At 73.0% G+C, this 17088-nt stretch carries 19 protein-coding genes; 5 read left to right on the top strand and 14 right to left on the bottom strand.

Features of this window, described 5'->3' with window-relative positions; all coding sequences use genetic code 11:
* Positions 1-87: 87 nt before the first annotated feature.
* The 5 genes from ABD086_RS22125 to ABD086_RS22105 all read right to left on the bottom strand — a co-directional run bounded on the left by ABD086_RS22125 (position 88) and on the right by ABD086_RS22105 (position 3522).
* On the bottom strand, positions 88-591 hold the full coding sequence (locus ABD086_RS22125; protein ID WP_343910252.1) for a SixA phosphatase family protein: 504 nt from the start codon (positions 589-591) through the stop codon (positions 88-90).
* A gap of 23 nt (positions 592-614) precedes the next feature.
* Positions 615-1631, bottom strand: coding sequence for a hypothetical protein (locus tag ABD086_RS22120; RefSeq protein ID WP_343910251.1), 1017 nt, complete (start codon positions 1629-1631; stop codon positions 615-617).
* Between the two features lie 127 nt (positions 1632-1758).
* On the bottom strand, positions 1759-2541 hold the full coding sequence (gene fabI / locus ABD086_RS22115) for an enoyl-ACP reductase FabI (RefSeq protein ID WP_343910249.1): 783 nt from the start codon (positions 2539-2541) through the stop codon (positions 1759-1761).
* 1 nt (position 2542) lies between these two features.
* The gene (gene fabG, locus ABD086_RS22110; RefSeq protein WP_343910247.1) at positions 2543-3271 is read right to left on the bottom strand and encodes a 3-oxoacyl-ACP reductase FabG; all 729 of its coding nucleotides are present in this window, start codon (positions 3269-3271) and stop codon (positions 2543-2545) included.
* A gap of 38 nt (positions 3272-3309) precedes the next feature.
* Positions 3310-3522, bottom strand: coding sequence for a dodecin (locus ABD086_RS22105; RefSeq protein ID WP_343910245.1), 213 nt, complete (start codon positions 3520-3522; stop codon positions 3310-3312).
* Between the two features lie 30 nt (positions 3523-3552).
* Between ABD086_RS22105 and ABD086_RS22100 the strand changes: the two genes are divergently transcribed.
* Together ABD086_RS22100 and ABD086_RS22095 are read left to right on the top strand one after the other, a co-directional pair.
* Positions 3553-3885, top strand: coding sequence for a DUF3099 domain-containing protein (locus ABD086_RS22100; RefSeq protein WP_343910243.1), 333 nt, complete (start codon positions 3553-3555; stop codon positions 3883-3885).
* A gap of 134 nt (positions 3886-4019) precedes the next feature.
* Positions 4020-4208: an acetone carboxylase gene (locus ABD086_RS22095; RefSeq protein ID WP_343910241.1), complete on the top strand. Its 189-nt coding sequence runs from the start codon at positions 4020-4022 to the stop codon at positions 4206-4208.
* Positions 4209-4311: 103 nt separating this feature from the next.
* Here the strand turns inward: ABD086_RS22095 and moaA are convergent, their stop codons facing one another.
* Positions 4312-5307 (bottom strand): GTP 3',8-cyclase MoaA, encoded by a 996-nt coding sequence (gene moaA, locus ABD086_RS22090; protein ID WP_343910239.1) that lies wholly within the window; start codon positions 5305-5307, stop codon positions 4312-4314.
* 44 nt (positions 5308-5351) lie between these two features.
* Between moaA and ABD086_RS22085 the strand changes: the two genes are divergently transcribed.
* Positions 5352-6314 (top strand): SURF1 family cytochrome oxidase biogenesis protein, encoded by a 963-nt coding sequence (locus ABD086_RS22085; protein ID WP_343910238.1) that lies wholly within the window; start codon positions 5352-5354, stop codon positions 6312-6314.
* A gap of 8 nt (positions 6315-6322) precedes the next feature.
* Here the strand turns inward: ABD086_RS22085 and ABD086_RS22080 are convergent, their stop codons facing one another.
* The 3 genes from ABD086_RS22080 to ABD086_RS22070 form a co-directional block, all read right to left on the bottom strand.
* Positions 6323-8200 (bottom strand): ABC transporter ATP-binding protein, encoded by a 1878-nt coding sequence (locus ABD086_RS22080; protein WP_425571681.1) that lies wholly within the window; start codon positions 8198-8200, stop codon positions 6323-6325.
* A 23-nt stretch (positions 8201-8223) separates the two neighbouring features.
* A complete protein-coding gene (locus ABD086_RS22075) occupies positions 8224-9009 on the bottom strand; it encodes an enoyl-CoA hydratase/isomerase family protein (RefSeq protein WP_343910234.1) in 786 nt (261 codons plus the stop codon).
* 73 nt (positions 9010-9082) lie between these two features.
* Entirely contained in the window at positions 9083-10681 is a 1599-nt protein-coding gene (locus ABD086_RS22070) for an ABC-F family ATP-binding cassette domain-containing protein (protein ID WP_343910232.1), read from the bottom strand.
* Positions 10682-10734: 53 nt separating this feature from the next.
* Between ABD086_RS22070 and ypfJ the strand changes: the two genes are divergently transcribed.
* Entirely contained in the window at positions 10735-11664 is a 930-nt protein-coding gene (gene ypfJ, locus ABD086_RS22065) for a KPN_02809 family neutral zinc metallopeptidase (protein ID WP_343910230.1), read from the top strand.
* Positions 11665-11671: 7 nt separating this feature from the next.
* On the opposite strand, the gene ABD086_RS22060 is transcribed toward ypfJ, so the two are convergent.
* The 4 genes from ABD086_RS22060 to ABD086_RS22045 all read right to left on the bottom strand — a co-directional run bounded on the left by ABD086_RS22060 (position 11672) and on the right by ABD086_RS22045 (position 15671).
* Positions 11672-12580, bottom strand: a complete 909-nt coding sequence (locus tag ABD086_RS22060; RefSeq protein WP_343910228.1) for a phosphotransferase — start codon at positions 12578-12580, stop codon at positions 11672-11674.
* Between the two features lie 10 nt (positions 12581-12590).
* Complete coding sequence (locus ABD086_RS22055; protein ID WP_343910227.1) at positions 12591-14162, bottom strand: ABC transporter permease; 1572 nt, start codon at positions 14160-14162, stop codon at positions 12591-12593.
* Positions 14159-15085, bottom strand: coding sequence for an ABC transporter ATP-binding protein (locus ABD086_RS22050; RefSeq protein ID WP_425571680.1), 927 nt, complete (start codon positions 15083-15085; stop codon positions 14159-14161). The genes ABD086_RS22055 and ABD086_RS22050 overlap by 4 nt, the downstream gene beginning before the upstream one ends.
* A 76-nt stretch (positions 15086-15161) precedes the next feature.
* A complete protein-coding gene (locus tag ABD086_RS22045; protein ID WP_343910223.1) occupies positions 15162-15671 on the bottom strand; it encodes a metallophosphoesterase family protein in 510 nt (169 codons plus the stop codon).
* A 99-nt stretch (positions 15672-15770) separates the two neighbouring features.
* On the opposite strand from ABD086_RS22045, the gene ABD086_RS22040 reads away from it, so the two are divergent.
* A complete protein-coding gene (locus ABD086_RS22040) occupies positions 15771-16364 on the top strand; it encodes a hypothetical protein (RefSeq protein ID WP_343910222.1) in 594 nt (197 codons plus the stop codon).
* Here the strand turns inward: ABD086_RS22040 and ABD086_RS22035 are convergent.
* Complete coding sequence (locus ABD086_RS22035) at positions 16352-16969, bottom strand: acVLRF1 family peptidyl-tRNA hydrolase (protein WP_343910220.1); 618 nt, start codon at positions 16967-16969, stop codon at positions 16352-16354. The genes ABD086_RS22040 and ABD086_RS22035 overlap by 13 nt on opposite strands.
* Positions 16970-17088 lie beyond the last annotated feature (119 nt).

Raw genomic sequence — 17088 nt, 5'->3', positions numbered from 1 at the left:
GTGCTCATCACGGCACGCTCACATCACCCACACATCCAGCAGAAGAGCCGAAGTTTCGGCCGACAAGTACAGGTTTTGGCCGACAGGTCAGCCGCGGCCGACGTGGTAGCCGACCAGCCGGGCGGAGCCCTCGGCGAGGTCGGACCACGCGCCGTCGTACTCGAACACCGCCGTGGCGCTGGTCGGGAAGCCGGCCAGCAGCTGGCTCTCCAGCTCCGGGTCGCCCTCGCCGTCGCCGAGGAGCTGCGCCAGGTAGGCCATGGTCGGGTTGTGGCCGATGACGACCAGCGTCCGTACGTCGTCGTCGACGAGCCCGATCAGGTCGACCGCCGTCGCCGGCTCGGCGACGTACAGCCCGCGGTCGTAGTCCGGCTCGAGCTCCCAGCCGCCGCCCGCGGCGAGCGCCTCCCAGGTCGCCCGGGTGCGGGCGGCCGCGGAGACCAGCGCGTGCTGGGGGGCGAACCCGCGGCCGGCGAGCCAGGCGCCCGCCTCGGCGGCGTCGGCGCGGCCCCGGTCGGTGAGCTCACGCTCGAAGTCCGTACGGCCGCCCTGCTCCGCCTTCGCGTGCCGCATCACTGCGATCGTCCTCATCGCGCCATCGTCGCATCCGACGCTCAGCCGCGGACCTTCACCGTCCTCGTGTCAGAGTCCCCGAGGAGGTTCGCGACACCCTGGTCCGGCACGAACGTCGCGCGGTAGCGGTGCACTCCGGGCGAGACGTTCTGCAGGGTCCGGGTGACGGTCTCCGGGAACAGCGCGACCGAGCGCAGGGTCAGGACCCGCTTGCGGCTTGCGAGGTCCTGCACCACGAGGGTCCCGGAGGCGTTCGCCGGGAACAGGGCGTAGACGACGGCGCTGAACTCCACGACCGACGGCCGCGGCGAGCGGAGCCCGATCTGCACGGCCGCCTGGTCCTTCTTGGCGCTGAGCGTGATCGTCTGCGCGGACGACGTGGACCCCTCCACCGGGGCGCCCGCTCCGGGCACGAACGTGGCGGTGGCCGTGTAGGTCCCCTTCGGGTCGAGACCGGAGAGGTCGAGGGTGGCGAACCAGCCGCCCGCGTCGGGCACCTCGACCCGGCCGGGCACCACGTAGGTCCCCATCGGGATCTCCACCGGAGCCAGGCCCTCGACCCGGAAGATCATCGACCCGGGCGCGCCCTCCACCGACTCGTAGTGGGAGACGCTCGCGGCGAGCTCGAGCACGCCGACGCCTTCGTTGCTGAGCGTGAGCCGGGTCGTGGTGGGCCGGCCAGGGACCGTCGCCGACGCGGTGGTCCCGGACGGGAGGTAGGTCGTGCCCGGGGTGGTCTGGGCGGGCCTGAAGTCGAAGGTGAGCTCGCGGGTCCCGGCGCTGAAGACTCGTCGGTCGACGGTGGTCGACCCACCGGAGACCAGCAGCGGGTCCGGGAACGCCGCCGTGTCACTGACCCAGACCTGGCCGTACACGGGGGTGCCGTCGGCCGCCGCCACCGCGATGTCCAGGTGCACCCTGAGCGGGCCGGGCGCGGTCATCGCGACCGAGATGGTCGTGGGCACCTCGGTCGGAGCCTCGTCACGGGGGCCGACCGACTCCGCGATCGCTCCCGGGGCGGTGAGGGTCGTGCCCAGGAGCGCGAGCAGGAGGCTCACGGCGAGCAGGGCAGGTCGGGCTCGGGCCATCGGCGGTCCTCGGTCGACGGGAGCAAACCCGAGACCGGATCCGCCCGACCAGTCAATAGCAGTTTCGGCCCGCCGGTGGCGGAATTCCCAGCACGGCTCAGGCGCCCATGGCGTGGAAGCCGCCGTCGACGTGCACGATCTCACCGGTGGTGGCCGGGAAGAAGTCCGACAGCAGCGCGCACACGGCCTTCGCGGTCGGCGTCTGGTCGGTGTTGTCCCAGCCCAGCGGCGACCGGTCGCTCCACATCGCCTCGAGCTCCTCGAAGCCCGGGATCGCCTTCGCGGCCAGCGTCTTCAGCGGGCCGGCCGACACCAGGTTGACGCGGATGCCCTCGGGGCCCAGGTCGCGCGCCAGGTAGCGCGAGCACGACTCGAGCCCGGCCTTCGCCACGCCCATCCAGTCGTACGCCGGCCACGCGACCGTCGCGTCGAACGTGAGCCCGACCACGGAGCCGCCGTTCTGCATCAGCGGCCGGCAGGCCTGGGTCAGCGACATCAGCGAGTACGCCGACACCTGCACCGCCTGCGCGACGTCCGGCCACGGACCGGTGAGGAACTTGCCGCCGAGCAGCGTCTCCGGGTTGCCGTAGGCGATGGAGTGCACCACCCCGTCCAGGCCCGCGTCGGGGCCCAGGTGCTCGCGGACCTGGTCGGCGAGGCCGGCGAGGTGGGACTCGTCGGTGACGTCCAGCTCCAGCACCGCCGGCTCCTCGGGGAGCCGCTTGGCGATCCGGCGGGTGATGCCGAGGGCCCGCCCGAAGTTCGAGATCAGCACGGTCGCGCCCTGCTCCTGCGCCACCTTCGCGGTCGCGAAGCCGATCGAGCTGTCCATCGTCACGCCCGCGACCAGGATCCGCTTGCCGTCGAGGATGCCTGCCATGTCAGTGCCCCATTCCCAGTCCACCGTCGACCGGGATGACCGCCCCGGTGACGTACGCCGCGCCGGGGCCGGTCAGCCACAGCACCGTCTCCGCGATCTCGTCGACCGAGCCGTACCGCCCCAGCGGCACCTGCCCGAGGATCGCGGCCTTCTGCTCGTCGGTGAGCACGCCCGTCATGTCCGTCTCGATGAACCCCGGCGCGACGACGTTCGCCGTGATCGACCGGGAGCCGAGCTCGCGCGCGATCGACCGGGCCATGCCGACCAGACCGGCCTTCGAGGCGGCGTAGTTCACCTGCCCGGCGGAGCCGAGGAGGCCCACGACCGAGGAGATGAACACGATCCGGCCCCGGCGCAGCCGGAGCATGCCCTTGGCGGCCCGCTTGGCCAGCCGGAAGGAGCCGGTGAGGTTCGTGTCGATGACCGATCCCCAGTCGTCGTCCGACATCCGCAGGAGGAGGGTGTCGGCGGTGATGCCGGCGTTCGCGACGAGCACCTCGACCGGCCCGTGGGCCTCCTCGATGGTCGCGAACGCGGCCTCCACCTGGCCGGGGTCGGTGATGTCGCACCGGACGTCGAGAGTGCCCGCCGGCGCGCCGCCGCTGCGCGTGGTGACCGCGACCTGGTCGCCGTTCCGGACGAAGGCCTCGGCGATGGCGCGGCCGATGCCCCGGTTGCCGCCGGTCACCAGGACCGACCTGCCCCGCTGCGTTGTGCTGTCTTCGCTCACGTCAGGTGACGCTAGCCATTACCGCCGGGTAGACGGAATCAGTCGTCCTCGAGTCGGAAGCCGACCTTCATGCCGACCTGGAAGTGCTCGACCGTGCCGTCCTTGACCTGGCCACGCACCTGCGTGATCTCGAACCAGTCGAGGTGGCGCAGCGTGCGGCCGGCCCGCTCGATGCCGTTGCGGACGGCGGCGTCGATGCCCTCCGGGGAGGTGCCGACGATCTCGGTGACGCGGTAGGTGCGGTTCGTCATGGCTCGACAGTACCGGCGTACGCTGGACGGATGGCCCGGGACCTGCGTCACCACCGCGACGAGGCGGTCCGCATCACCACGGCTCCGTCGAGCCGCAACGCCGACATCGCCGCCCGGCAGCGCCGCTACCTGGTCTCGATGGGCATCCGCACCGTGTGCTTCGTCGCCGCGATCGTCGCCGCCCTGGCCGGCATCGGGTGGCTCTGGCCGATCTTCATCGCCGGCGCCCTGGTCCTGCCGTACGTCGCCGTGGTGATGGCCAACGCCAACGCTTCGAGATCCGACGGCTTCGACCTGATCGACGGCCAGTTCGGCAGGCCGCAGCTCGGTCCGGGCACGGATCCAGGGGACGACCAGGGCTGAACGACGCTTGGTCTGCGCCGCGCCGCGTGACAGAATCGCGGCGCGAGCCGGGTCTCCCCCGTCTCGGTTCGCAGCGGTGCCGGACGGCTTCCCCCGTGGCTGTCCGGCACCGCTCATTTTCCCAGGAAGGCACCATGACCGACGCCGACATCTGCTCCGCGAAGGGCTGCCAGGCAGCCGCCGTCTGGGAGCTGCAGTGGAACAACCCCAAGCTGCACACCCCCGACCGCCGCAAGGTCTGGCTCGCCTGTGACGAGCACCGGCAGTCGCTCGCGGACTTCCTCGCCGCCCGGCAGTTCCTGAAGGACGTCGTCCCCCACTGACGAGCATCGGCCTACTGGGTCTCGACACGCTCCGTCGGGTCCGCTGACGCGTCCCCGGTCGCTGCTCGACCACCCACGATGACGCCCGCTGGCGCGGCCGTCATCAGCCGCCGATCGCGGACATCGGGCGGTCCGGCTGCAGGAACGTCGGGTCGTCGATGCCGTGCCCGGCGCGCTTGCCGGCCATCGCGGTCACCCAGCGGTCCGCGACCTCCTCGTCCGAGGCGCCCGCACGCATCGCGGCGCGCAGGTCAGACTCCTCGCGCGCGAACAGGCAGTTGCGGACCTGGCCGTCCGCGGTGAGGCGGACGCGGTCGCAGTCGCCGCAGAACGGCCGGGTCACGCTGGCGATCACGCCGACGGTCGCGGGGCCGCCGTCGACGACGAACAGCTCCGCCGGGGCGCTGCCCCGCGGCTCCGCCGCCGGCGTGAGGGTGAACTCCGCCTCCAGCCGCGCGAAGATCTCGTCGGCGGTGACCATGCCCTCGCGGCTCCAGCCGTGCTGGGCGTCGAGCGGCATCTGCTCGATGAACCGCAGGTGGTAGCCCTCCGCGATCGCCCAGCGCAGCAGCTCGGGCGCCTCGGCGTCGTTGATGCCGCGCATCAGCACCGCGTTCACCTTCACCGGGCCGAGGCCGGCCTCGCGTGCCGCGGCCAGGCCGGCGAGCACGTCCGGCAGCCGGTCGCGCCGGGTGATCTGCTTGAACGACTCGCGCCGGATGCTGTCGAGGCTGACGTTCACGCGGTCCAGCCCGGCGGCGGCCAGCGCGTGCGCGGTGCGGGCGAGCCCGAGCGCGTTGGTGGTCAGCGACGTCTCCACGCCCAGGGCACTGGTCTGGCGGACGATGTCGACGAGGCCGCGGCGGACCAGCGGCTCGCCGCCGGTGAACCGCACCTCGCGGACGCCGAGCAGCTCGACGCCGATGCGGACCAGCCGGACGACCTCGTCGTCGGTGAGCACCGTCTCGTCCGGCAGCCAGTCGAGGCCCTCGGCCGGCATGCAGTACGAACAGCGCAGGTTGCACCGGTCGGTCAGCGACACGCGCAGGTCCGTCGCTACCCGTCCGAACCGGTCCTCGAGCCTCTTCGTCTGCGCCACCCCTGCACTCTAGTCCGCTGGTGGGCGCCGGATAGCCTCGACGAGTGCGATCGTTGCGGTTCCTGCTGAGTCGGCGGTGGCTGCTGTTCGCCCTGGTCGTGGTCGTGCTGTGCTACGCCACCTGGTGGTTGGGCGAGTGGCAGTTCCACCGGCTGGCCGACCGCAAGGAGTCCAACCAGATCATCCGCGCCAACGAGGACCGGGCTCCGGCCCCCGTCGCCGACGTCCTCTCCCCCGGCGGCGCGGTCGCCGACGAGGACGAGTGGCGCCTGGTCACCGCCACCGGCACCTACGACACCGACGACACCGTGATCGTCCGCTACCGCACCCGGGACGGGCAGTCGGGGGTGGACGCCGTCGTCCCGCTCGTCACCGCCGACGGCACCGCCCTGCTCGTGGACCGCGGCTGGATGGCGGCCGACAACCAGGGCGCCGGCCCGACCGACCTGCCCGAGCCACCGGCCGGCGAGGTCACCGTCGAGGGCTGGGCCCGCGCGGACGCGACCGGCGACAGCACCGCCGTCGACGGCCACTCCACCCGCGCGATCTCCAGCGACACGATCGGGCCGGCGATCGACCGGCCCGTGTACGGCGGGTTCGTCGAGCTGAAGTCCGAGGACGGGCAGCCGGCCGACGGGCTCGAGCCGGTGGAGCTGCCGGAGCTCGACAACGGCCCGCACTTCTTCTACGGCCTGCAGTGGTGGTTCTTCGGCCTCCTCGCGATCTGCGGGTTCCTCTACCTCGCGTACGACGAGTGGCGCGGCCGGAGCCGGGGCGAGAGCTCGACCCGCGAGCAGGTCGCCGACGAGCGCAAGCAGCGGCGGGCGCTGAAGAACGCGCAGAAGCAGCGGCTGCGCGAGGCCTACCAGCGCGCGTACGAGGAGGAGCGCCGGGAGCGTCAGAGCTCGCGCAGCGTGCCGCCGCCTGCGGACGCCGCGGCGCCGCCCGACGAGGCCGGCGAGACCACGAACGCCGCCACCCGCCCGAACTTCCCCGGCGCGCCATAGCGCGGCGGTCAGGCCGAGGTCCGGGCGTCCTCGGCGAACTGGGTGCGGTACAGGTCGGCGTACAGCCCGCCCTGGGCGAGGAGCTCGGCGTGGGTGCCGCGCTGGACGACCCGGCCGTCGTCGATGACGAGGATCTGGTCGGCGTCGCGGACCGTCGAGAGCCGGTGCGCGATCACCAGCGAGGTGCGGTCCTCCAAGGCCGCGTCGAGGGCGTGCTGGACCGCGGCCTCGGACTCGCTGTCCAGGTGGGCGGTCGCCTCGTCGAGGACGACGATCGCCGGCGCCTTGAGCAGCAGCCGGGCGATCGCGAGCCGCTGCCGCTCCCCGCCGGAGAGCCGGTAGCCGCGGTCGCCGACCACGGTGTCCAGGCCGTCGGGCAGGCCACGGACCAGGGTCGCGATCTGGGCGGCCTCGAGCGCGGCCCACACGTCCTCGTCGGTCGCTCCCGGTCGCGCGTAGAGGAGGTTGGCACGGATCGTGTCGTGGAACATGTGGGCGTCCTGGGTGACGTACCCGACGGTGTCCTCCAGGGACTGCAGGGTCACGTCGCGGACGTCGTGGTCGCCCACCCGCACGACACCGGAGCCCACGTCGTACAGCCGGGCGACCAGGTGGGTGATCGTGGTCTTGCCGGCTCCCGACGGGCCGACCAGGGCGACCATCTGCCCGGGCTCCGCGGTAAACGTGATGTCGCGCAGCACCGGTCCGGCGTCGCGGGACTCGGTGCGGGCGATGGCCTCGAGCGAGGCGAGCGAGAACTCGTCGGCCTTGGGGTAGCTGAACGCGACGTGGTCGAACTCCAGCCGCGCGGAGCTCGTCGGGAGGGCGACCGCACCCGGCTTCTCCTGGATCATCGACGGCAGGTCGAGGACCTCGAAGACCCGCTCGAAGCTGACCAGCGCGGTCATCACGTCGATCCGGACGTTCGAGAGGCCCTGGAGCGGGCCGAGCAGCCGGACCAGCAGCGTCGCGAGCGCGAGCAGCGTGCCCACCGTCAGCACGCCGTCGAGGGCGAGGTGCCCGCCGACGCCGTACACCAGCGCGGTCGCGATGGCCGGTACGGCGAGCATCGCGGCCATGAAGACGCGCTGCACGAGGGCGATGCGGACGCCGAGGTCGCGGACCACCTCCGCCCGCGTGGCGAAGGTGCGGTCCTCCTCCTCGCGGCGCCCGAAGAGCTTCAGCAGCATGGCCCCGCCGACGTTGAAGCGCTCGGTCATCACGTTGCCGAGGTCGGCGTTGCCGTCCATCTGCCGGCGGGTGAGGCCGGCCAGCCGGTTGCCGACCCACCGCGAGCACAGGTAGAGCAGCGGGAAGAGCACCAGGCAGAGCAGCGTGATCTGCCAGCTGAGCGCGATCATCGCGATGCCGACGACCACGACGGAGATCGCGTTGGAGACCGTCCCGGAGAGCGTGGAGGTGAACGCGCGCTGGGCGCCGATCACGTCGTTGTTGAGCCGCGAGACGAGCGCGCCGGTCTGGGTGCGGGTGAAGAACGCCAGCGACTGGCGCTGGACGTGCCCGAACACCTCCGTGCGCAGGTCGTAGATCAGGCCCTCGCCGATCCGCGAGGACAGGTAGCCGGTGACCACGGTCAGGGCGCCGTCCAGCAGCGCGACCGCCGCCATCGTGACCGCGAGCCAGGTCACCAGCTCGCCGTTGCCCGCGAGGATGCCGTCGTCGACGATCCGCTGCACCAGCAGCGGGGAGACGACCACGAGGCCGGCGTCGACGACGGTGAAGGCGAGGAAGAGGACGATCAGCGACCGGTGCGGGAGCGCGTAGGCGAGCACCCTGCGCACGGTGCCCCGCGCGAGACGCTGCTGCGTCGCGCTGCGGTCGGCGCGCAGGGACCGGAACGCCGGTCCCATCCCCATTGCCGACATCGGACCCTCCCTCTCCTGCGTGGTTACTGCATCAGTGCCGCGAGCTCACGGAACCGCCGGGTCTGCGCCTCCCGCTCGAGGCGGCGCTGGTCGTCCAGGCTCCGGTCGGCGGCGCCCTGGAGGAGCGCCTTGGTCTCGCGGACCGCGCCCGCTATCGGCGCGGTCAGGGCGCCCACGAGGTCTGCCACGGCCGCCTCCAGCTCCGCGGCGGGTACGGCGGTCAGCGCGAGCCCGATGTCCACGGCCTCGGCTGCCCCGACCATCCGCGCGGTCGCGCAGATCTCCAGGGCCCTGGCGTACCCAACGCACTCGACCAGCGGCTTTGTTCCCGTCAGGTCCGGCACCAGCCCGAGCGCGGACTCCTTCATGGAGAACTGGGCGTCGTCGGCGACCACCCGCAGGTCGCACGACAGCGCCAGCTGGAAGCCGGCGCCGATCGCGTAGCCCTGCACCGCCGCGACCGACACGAAGCGGGGGTCGCGGAGGAACGTGAAGCCCTGCTGGTAGGCGTCGATGGTCGCCGAGAGCTCCTCGTCGGACAGCGCGAGCAGCCCGGCGACGGACTCCTCGCCCGAGGTGTTCGACGGGTCGAGCATCGAGCGGTCCAGCCCCGCCGAGAACGAGTGGCCCGACCCCTGGACGACCACCACGCGCACGTCGTCGCCGATCTCCGCGCCGAGCGCTGCGAGCGCCCGCCACATGGTCGGCGTCTGCGCGTTGCGCACGTCGGGCCGGTGGAGGGTGATCGTGGCGACCGGACCGGCGAGGTCGTACTTCAGGCCGGCGGCGAGGAGGGTGTCAGCGTCCATGGTGCGCACCCTATTCGGGTCTCAGTCCGTCATCGCACGCGGTCGACCAGGCTCGCGCCGCCGACACCCGGGCTCAGGCGAGCGACACGAGGTCGGCGTACTCGGCGTTCCAGAGGTCCTCGACGCCGTCGGGGAGGATCAGCACCCGGTCCGGCTCGAGCGCGAACACCGCGCCCTCGTCGTGGGTGACCAGGACGATCGCGCCCTCGTAGCTGCGGATCGCCGCCAGCACCTCTTCGCGGGAGGCCGGGTCGAGGTTGTTGGTGGGCTCGTCGAGCAGCAGCACGTTCGCGCTGGACACGACCAGCGACGCCAGCGCGAGCCGCGTCTTCTCACCGCCGGACAGCACCTTGGCGGGCTTGTGCGCGTCCTCGCCGGAGAACAGGAACGAGCCCAGGACCGAGCGCGCCTCGGTGTCGGTGAGCTGGGGCGCGGCGCTCTGCATGTTCTCGAGGACCGTGCGCTCGACGTCGAGCGTCTCGTGCTCCTGGGCGTAGTAGCCGAGCTTGAGCCCGTGGCCCGGTACGACGGCGCCGGTGTCGGGCCGGTCGATGCCGGCCAGGATGCGCAGCAGCGTGGTCTTGCCGGCGCCGTTCAGCCCGAGGATCACCACGCGAGACCCCTTGTCGATCGCGAGGTCGACGTCGGTGAACACCTCGAGCGAGCCGTACGACTTCGACAGCTCGCTGGCGGTCAGCGGCGTCTTGCCGCACGGGGCCGGCTTCGGGAACGCGATCCGCGCCACCTTGTCGCTCTGCCGCTCCGACTCCACTCCCGCGAGCAGCTTCTCGGCCCGCTTGAGCATCGACTGCGCCGCCTGGGCCTTCGTCGCCTTGGCGCGCATCTTGTTGGCCTGGTCGGTCAGCGTCTTCGCCTTGTTCTCGGCGTTCATCCGTTCCCGCTTGCGCCGCTTCTCGTCGGTCTCCCGCTGGGTGAGGTACGCCGTCCAGCCCATGTTGTAGACGTCGATCTCGCCCCGGTTGGCGTCCAGGTGCAGCACCTTGTTGACCGTCGCCTCGAGCAGGCCGGTGTCGTGGCTGATCACGATCAGCCCGCCCTTGTGCGACGCGAGGAAGTCGCGGAGCCAGAGGATCGAGTCGGCGTCCAGGTGGTTGGTCGGCTCGTCGAGCAGCAGCGTCTCGGCCCCGGAGAACAGGATCCGCGCCAGCTCCACCCGGCGGCGCTGGCCCCCGGAGAGCGTCTTCAGCGCCTGGCCCAGGATGCGGTCCTCGATGCCGAGGCTGTGCGCGATCTGCGCCGCTTCCGACTCCGCGGCGTACCCGCCGCCCGCGTGCAGCTCGGCGTCCGCGCGCTCGTAGCGGCGCATCGCGCGCTCGCGCACCTTCACGTCGTCGCTGCCCATGTCGATCTCGGCCTGGCGCAGGCGGCGTACGGCGTCGTCGAGCCCGCGCGCGGACAGGATCCGGTCGCGGGCGAGCACCTCGGGGTCGCCGGTGCGGGGGTCCTGGGGCAGGTAGCCGACCTGGCCGGTGGTCTGGACGGTGCCGGAGGCGGGCAGCGCCTCGCCGGCCAGGATCTTCGTGAGCGTGGTCTTGCCGGCGCCGTTGCGCCCGACCAGACCCACCTTGTCGCCGGCGGCGACGCGGAAGCTGACGTTCTCCATGAGCAGACGCGCGCCAGCACGGACTTCGAGCTGGTGGGTGAGGATCATGAGGGTGCAAGTCTAGATGTGGGTACGGTCCTCCCTGACATCGAGGAGGTCCCATGCGCTTCAACCCCAAGGCGCGGCTGAACACCCGCAGGATGGGCGACGCCGGGCGCTCCGGCGCCCGCGGCGGCGGGACCGGCGGCCTCCCGATCCCGGCCGGGGTCGCCGGCGGCGGCGTCGGCGGGCTGATCATCGTGGTGATCATCGTCGCGGTCAGCATGTGGCTGGGCGGCGGCTCCTCCGGCGGTGGTGGCGGCGGGTACGACGACTCGCGGATGTCGGACACCGGCCGGTACGAGCACTGCAAGACCGGCGAGGACGCGAACAAGGACCCCGACTGCGCCCGGGTCGCCGTCGAGAACTCGCTGTACGACTACTGGTCCGAGACCCTCCCGGCACAGGCGGGCATCGAGTTCACGCCCGAGAAGAAGGTGGAGACGTTCACCGGCGCCATCCAGACGGGCTGCGGGCAGGCGACCTCGGACGTGGGCCCGTTCTACTGCCCGACCGACCGGACGATCTACCTGGACACGACGTTCTTCCGCGACGTCCTCCAGCAGCAGCTCGGCGGACCCAGCGGCGCGTTCGTGGAGCCGTACGTGCTCGCCCACGAGTACGGCCACCACATCCAGAACCTGCTCGGCACCATGTCGAAGGTGAAGACCCAGCAGGGCCCGCACAGCGACAGCGTCAAGCTCGAGCTCCAGGCGGACTGCTACGCCGGCATGTGGGCGCACTCGGCCACCACCACCGAGGACGAGAACGGCGTGGTGCTGATCCAGGACCTCACCCAGCAGGACATCCAGGAGGCGATCGACGCCGCCACCGCGGTCGGCGACGACCGGATCCAGCAGCAGTCCGGCGGCGGGGTCGACCCGGACTCGTGGACGCACGGCTCGTCGGCCGAGCGGGTCCGGTGGTTCACCATCGGCTACAAGTCGGGCTCGCTGGACGACTGCGACACGTTCGCGCCGGGAGCCGTCTGACGGCAGATCAGGACTCGACGAGCGCCTCGATGTGCGGGAACTGGCGCTGCAGCGCCCGCAGGTGCGGCGCGACCGACGGGTGGCGGTACTTGCCGGCCAGGGCGCCCTCGCCGCCGGCGACCCGCGCCAGCGCCCACTCGGCCCGGTTCAGGACCGTGTAGACGGCGGTGACCCGCGCGCCGAGGGTGACCTCGTCGCGGGTCGCGAGGCCGTCCGGCAGGCCCATCAGGTAGGCGTCGAGCAGCGGCTCGAGCTCCTCGCGGGCGGCGAGGGCGTAGTAGCCGAGGTCCGACCCGACCGGTCCGGTGCCGAGCATCGCCCAGTCGATCGCGATCACGTCGTCGCCGTCGCGGCCGGGCAGGTTCGCGGGGACGGCGTCCCCGTGGGTCGGCACCTGCACCAGGGCGTCGGCGGCCGCCAGCAGCTCGGCCCGCCGGGCCCAGAGGACGTCGGCGACGTCCGCCACCGTCGTGCGCGCCAGGGTCTTCCAGCCGCCGTGCCGCTCCACGCGAGCCATCCGGTCGCGGAGCTGGTTGCGGGCCAGCCACGGGGCCGGCGCGAGGTGCGCCCCCGCGAACCGGCCCAGCGCGTGGGCGACGAACAGCCCGCTGGTCGCGGCGTCCTCCACCCACTCCTCGGTGATGGTGAGGCCCTCGGCGTCCTCCTCCACCGCGCCGTGCGCGGGCGCGCGCAGGCCGGGCGTGTCGACGACCAGGCCGGCGGTGACCACGTCGGCGGGGCGCCGCCAGTAGGCGAAGTGACGCGGGCTGGACAGCTCGGGCGGGTCGCCCTCGACGGGTGCGGCGATGCGCTTCACGACCACAGCCTGGTCGCCCAGGGCGGTCCGCCACACGCCGACCGTCGAGCCTCCGGAGCCGGCGCGGAGCGCGACCCACCCGGGCTGGGGCTGCCACATACCCCGAAAACTAGTGCACGTCACGCCGCGCGAAGGCGACCTGGCCCGCGACACTCAGGGCGACGGCCACCGCGCTCAGCACCAGGAACGGCGGCCAGCTGAAGCTCTGGGCGGGCACCGGTGCGAGGTGCTCGAAGGGCGAGAGGTCCTGGAGCCAGGGCGGCAGCCGCAGCACCTCGCCGAACATCATCACCACCCAGACCAGCAGCAGCCCCAGCCACGCCGCGCGGGACGCCCGAGGCGCGACCCCGTGCAGGAGCCGGGCGACGCCGCTGAGCACCAGGACCGCCGGAAGGTACGACGCCAGGTCCGCCGTCATCCGCACCACGGCGCTGCCGTCGCCGGTGACGAGCGCGTACGTCGTCCCGAGGCCGAGACCGGCCACCAGCAGCACCGCCACGGTGCCGAGGACCGTCACCACGACGTGGCCCAGGAGCCACCGGGAACGCGACAGCGCGGTCGCGAGCACCGGCTCGAGCCGGCCGCCCTCCTCCTCGCCGTAGGGGCGCAACGCGGACGAGATGGCGTAGCCGCCCGCCAGGGCCGCGAGCATCGCGATCATCGCGGCGTAGAACGCGTCGGCGACGCTGCCGCCGAGGTCCAGGATCATCTGCTTGCTCAGGTCGGAGTCGCCGACCAGGGCGTCGACGTCGTTCCCCATGACGCCGAAGGACAGGCCGGCCACGGCGAGCCCGAGAGCCCACCCGAGGAACGCCGGCCGCTGCAGCCGCCACGCGAGCCCGAGGCCGCTGCGCAGTCCCCGTCCGGCGTGCGCCGGCCCCGGGCGGCTGGCGAGCACCCCGGCCCCGAAGTCCCGGCGGTCGAAGACGACGTACCCGGCCGCAGCGAACGCCAGCGACCCCACGACCAGCAGGAGCGCCGGCCACCACCGCAGGCCCGAGAACGGGTGCATGCCCTGGTACCAGCCGATCGGCGACACCCAGCTCAGTGCCGGCGCGCTGACGTCGCCGATGGCACGCAGGCCGTAGGCCAGCCCGATCACCGCCCCGACCAGGCCGTAGGTCCCGCGGGCGCTGCCGACGAGCTGGGCGGCCAGCAGGGTCACGCCCGCGAAGAACCATCCGCAGAGCGCGACCCCGACGCCGAGGCCCACCGAGTCGGCGGTCGCGAGCCCGTAGGCGACCAGGCTCGCCGTCACGAGCGCGCCGACGACCACGCTGCCCAGGGCCGCGTCGAGCAGCGCGGCGGTCGTGGTGGCGTACCGGCCCACCGGGGCAGCCCGCAGGAGCTCGTCGCGCCCGGTCTCCTCCTCGGTCCGGGTGTGGCGGCCGACGAGGACCATCACCATCAGGCCCACGACGATGGCGCCGAACGCCGAGGCCTGCCAGGTCACCTGGCCGCCGACCGTGTTCAGGGCGCGCGCCGGCCCGGCCATCGCGACGAGGGCGGCGTTGCCCTCCATGCCCGCCGCCGCCCGGTCGAACTCCGCCTGGGTCGCGTACAGCCCGTCGACGCTCCAGGCCTGGCTGACGTAGAGGATCGGGACGCCGACGCCGAACCACACGTAGAACCAGCGGTCCCGCCTCAGGAACGCGCGCAGGAACGTGAGGGTCCCGGTCACCGCTCCTCCCCGGCGCCCCGCTCCGGCTGGTCGACGTAGTGGCGCAGGAACAGGTCCTCGAGGGTGGGCGGCTGGCTGGTCAGGGAGCGCACGCCGGCCGCCTGGAGGGTGTCGAGGACGGCGTCGATCGCCGACGTGTCCACCTCGAGGTGCACGCGGTGCCCGTCGACATCGAGGTCGTGGACCCCCGGCAGGTCGGCCAGACCGGGCGCTTCGCGCTCGAGCTCGGCGGAGATCGACGTACGGGTCAGGTGCCGGAGATCCGCGAGCGAGCCCGACTCGACCACCCGGCCGGCGCGGATGATGCTCACCCGGTCACAGAGGTGCTCCACCTCGGCCAGGATGTGACTGGACAGCAGGACGGTGTGGCCCGCGTCGCGGAACTCCTCGATGCAGAGGCGGAACGCCTCCTCCATCAGCGGATCGAGCCCGGACGTCGGCTCGTCGAGCACGAGCAGCTCGGCGTCGGAGGCCAGCGCCGCGACCAGCGCCACCTTCTGCCGGTTGCCCTTGGAGTAGCTGCGCGCCTTCCGGGTGGGGTCGAGGTCGAAGCGCTCGAGCAGCGCGGCGCGCCGGGCGGCGTCCAGCCCGCCGCGCAGCCGGCCGAGCAGGTCGATCGTCTCGCCGCCGGTGAGGTTCGGCCACAGGTTCACCTCACCCGGCACGTAGGCCAGCCTGCGGTGCAGCTCGGCGGCGTCGCGCCAGGGGTCGGCACCGAAGAGGCGCACCTCCCCCGCGTCCTTGCGCAGCATCCCGAGCAGCACCCGGATGGTGGTCGACTTGCCGGCCCCGTTGGGGCCGAGGACGCCGTGCACCTCGCCCCGCGGAACCCCGAGGTCGAGCCCGTCCAGCGCCCGCACGGAGCCGAACGTCTTCACCAGACCGCGGATGTCGATGACGTCGGACGCGCCCACGATCGCCACGCTACGCGCGCCCGGCCCGCAGTGGCCCGGGCCGCAAGCCACCCGGCGCGGGCCCTTGGTCCCCTCCGGGCCCGGCTCAGGGACGCCGGACCGGCAGCCGGTGCAGCACCACCTCGCCGAGCCGGCCGCCGGTCACCGTCGTGGTCATGTAGGTGCAGTGCGGCTGGCGGCGGCGGTCGGTCGGCGACCCCGGGTTGAGCAGGCGCAGGCCGGTGTCGGCGGTGGTGTCCCAGGGGATGTGGCTGTGCCCGAACACGAGGACGTCGACATCGTCGTACGCCGCGGCGCACCGCCGTTCGCGACCGTCGGGGCCGCCGGTCTCGTGGACCACCGCGAGCCGCAGCCCGTCCACCTCGGCGCGCCCGACCTCGGGCAACCGCGCGCGCAATGCCTGACCGTCGTTGTTGCCGTAGCAGGCCACCAGCCGCGCCGACCGGGCCTCGAGCGCGTCGAGCAGCGGGACGTCGACCCAGTCCCCGGCGTGGACGACCACGTCGGCGGCGTCGACCGCGGCCCAGACCTCCGCCGGCAGGTCCTTCGCGCGCTTCGGCAGGTGCGTGTCGGCGATCAGCAGCAGGGAGGGCACGTCGCGAATGTAGTGCGGCCGGCAACAAATCGGCCCGGTGCGGGCGTCTTCCCGGTGCCCGCCCGGACCGACCGGGCCACCACCGACGAAGGAACGACCATGAACTCTCGGGTACTCACCGCCGCCGCCACGACCGCTGTCGCCGCCGCTCTCGCGGTCGCCGCTCCCTCCGTGGGGTCCGCTCCGGAGGCTGCGCGGATGGCCGCGCCCCGCACCCAGCTCACGCTCGACTTCACCGGCTGCAACGGCTGCGAGCTGCGGCTCACGCAGGCCCGTGACGGGCACGACCACGTGTGGCAGTCGAAGAGCCGGACCGTCCGACACGGCTCGGTCTCCTGGTCGATCCCGACCAGCCGCACCCACGGCCTCAGCATCACCGTGGGCGCGCCGTGGGACGGCGGCGGGGGCTACGTGCCGACGATCGCGTTCCGGTACGCGGGCGAGCGGGTCGGCGACGAGGTGACCAACGCCGTCGCGAAGACGAAGCGGAAGGCGTCGGCCTGCTGGGCCGGCACCGGCGACGACGCGGTCACGATCGCCGTCACCGTCGTCCGCGCGCGATCCACGAACCCTGCCGGTGACCCCATCCGCACGCCGCGCGCCTTCACCACCACCACCCAGGACTGGCAGAAGCCGATGGCGCGCGCCTGGCACGGCATCTCCGGCACCCAGGAGGTCACCTACTGCGGCTGAGCGTTCTCGACCTCGACCGACGCGGCGCACGCGTCGCGAACCGCCTGCTCGAGCACCCCGCGCCGCGGGTCCGGGACGGCGAGCCGGCGTCTCGTCGGGCGCACGTGGCGCAGCCGCGGGTCGGTGAGGACCTCGTCGACGGCCGTCTGGTCACCACCGGTGACCAGCGGACCGTCCAGGCCGGCCAGGATCCGGGCTGCGTGGTCGGCGGCGGCCTCGTAGGCCTGCCGCGCCTGGTTGTCCCGCCGGCGGGCGAACCGCTGCTGGCTCTGCCCGCCGGCCTTGGTGCGGCCCTGGACGTGCCGCTGGCCGACCTTGCTGTCGAGGGTCGCCGTGCCGTGCAGCCTGGCGACGGCGAACCCGCCCTTGCGGACCAGGAGCACGCCCCAGTCGTCGGGGGCGGCGATCGCGGCGGCGAAGTCCGCGGGGTCGGCCGGGCCGGCGTACTCGCGGTCGAACGGCAGGCGGGCGCCGAACGTGCTGCCGTCGACTGCCGCGCCGCTCAGGGCGCCGCGTTCGACGGTCAGCGCGGTCTCGCCGTGCCGGGCCGTGAAGTTCTCGACCCAGCGCACCACGCGGTCGGAGGGGACGAGGACGTGCGGCACGGACCGAGCCTAGAGGTGGCTCGCGCGGTCGGACTTGTCGGGCAATCCCTGACGTCGTCGGCCGAAACTTCGGCCGACAAGTTCCGGTTTCCCCGGTCGACCGGGGAAACCGCCGGCCG

This window comes from Nocardioides aquiterrae (assembly GCF_039526625.1).
In the GTDB taxonomy this organism is placed as follows: domain Bacteria; phylum Actinomycetota; class Actinomycetes; order Propionibacteriales; family Nocardioidaceae; genus Nocardioides; species Nocardioides aquiterrae.
The sequence above is the reverse complement of the archived record's forward strand: the minus strand, read 5'-3'. Positions and strand labels throughout refer to the sequence as shown.

What these genes read in the sequence shown, in the direction of transcription:
- ABD086_RS22125 (WP_343910252.1), bottom strand. Translation starts at nt 591, where the DNA reads ATGAGGACGATCGCAGTGATGCGGCACGCGAAGGCGGAGCAGGGCGGC.
- fabI (WP_343910249.1), bottom strand. Translation starts at nt 2,541, where the DNA reads ATGGCAGGCATCCTCGACGGCAAGCGGATCCTGGTCGCGGGCGTGACG.
- ABD086_RS22105 (WP_343910245.1), bottom strand. Translation starts at nt 3,522, where the DNA reads ATGACGAACCGCACCTACCGCGTCACCGAGATCGTCGGCACCTCCCCG.
- ABD086_RS22100 (WP_343910243.1), top strand. Translation starts at nt 3,553, where the DNA reads ATGGCCCGGGACCTGCGTCACCACCGCGACGAGGCGGTCCGCATCACC.
- ABD086_RS22095 (WP_343910241.1), top strand. Translation starts at nt 4,020, where the DNA reads ATGACCGACGCCGACATCTGCTCCGCGAAGGGCTGCCAGGCAGCCGCC.
- ABD086_RS22080 (WP_425571681.1), bottom strand. Translation starts at nt 8,200, where the DNA reads ATGTCGGCAATGGGGATGGGACCGGCGTTCCGGTCCCTGCGCGCCGAC.
- ABD086_RS22075 (WP_343910234.1), bottom strand. Translation starts at nt 9,009, where the DNA reads ATGGACGCTGACACCCTCCTCGCCGCCGGCCTGAAGTACGACCTCGCC.
- ABD086_RS22070 (WP_343910232.1), bottom strand. Translation starts at nt 10,681, where the DNA reads ATGATCCTCACCCACCAGCTCGAAGTCCGTGCTGGCGCGCGTCTGCTC.
- ypfJ (WP_343910230.1), top strand. Translation starts at nt 10,735, where the DNA reads ATGCGCTTCAACCCCAAGGCGCGGCTGAACACCCGCAGGATGGGCGAC.
- ABD086_RS22060 (WP_343910228.1), bottom strand. Translation starts at nt 12,580, where the DNA reads ATGTGGCAGCCCCAGCCCGGGTGGGTCGCGCTCCGCGCCGGCTCCGGA.
- ABD086_RS22040 (WP_343910222.1), top strand. Translation starts at nt 15,771, where the DNA reads ATGAACTCTCGGGTACTCACCGCCGCCGCCACGACCGCTGTCGCCGCC.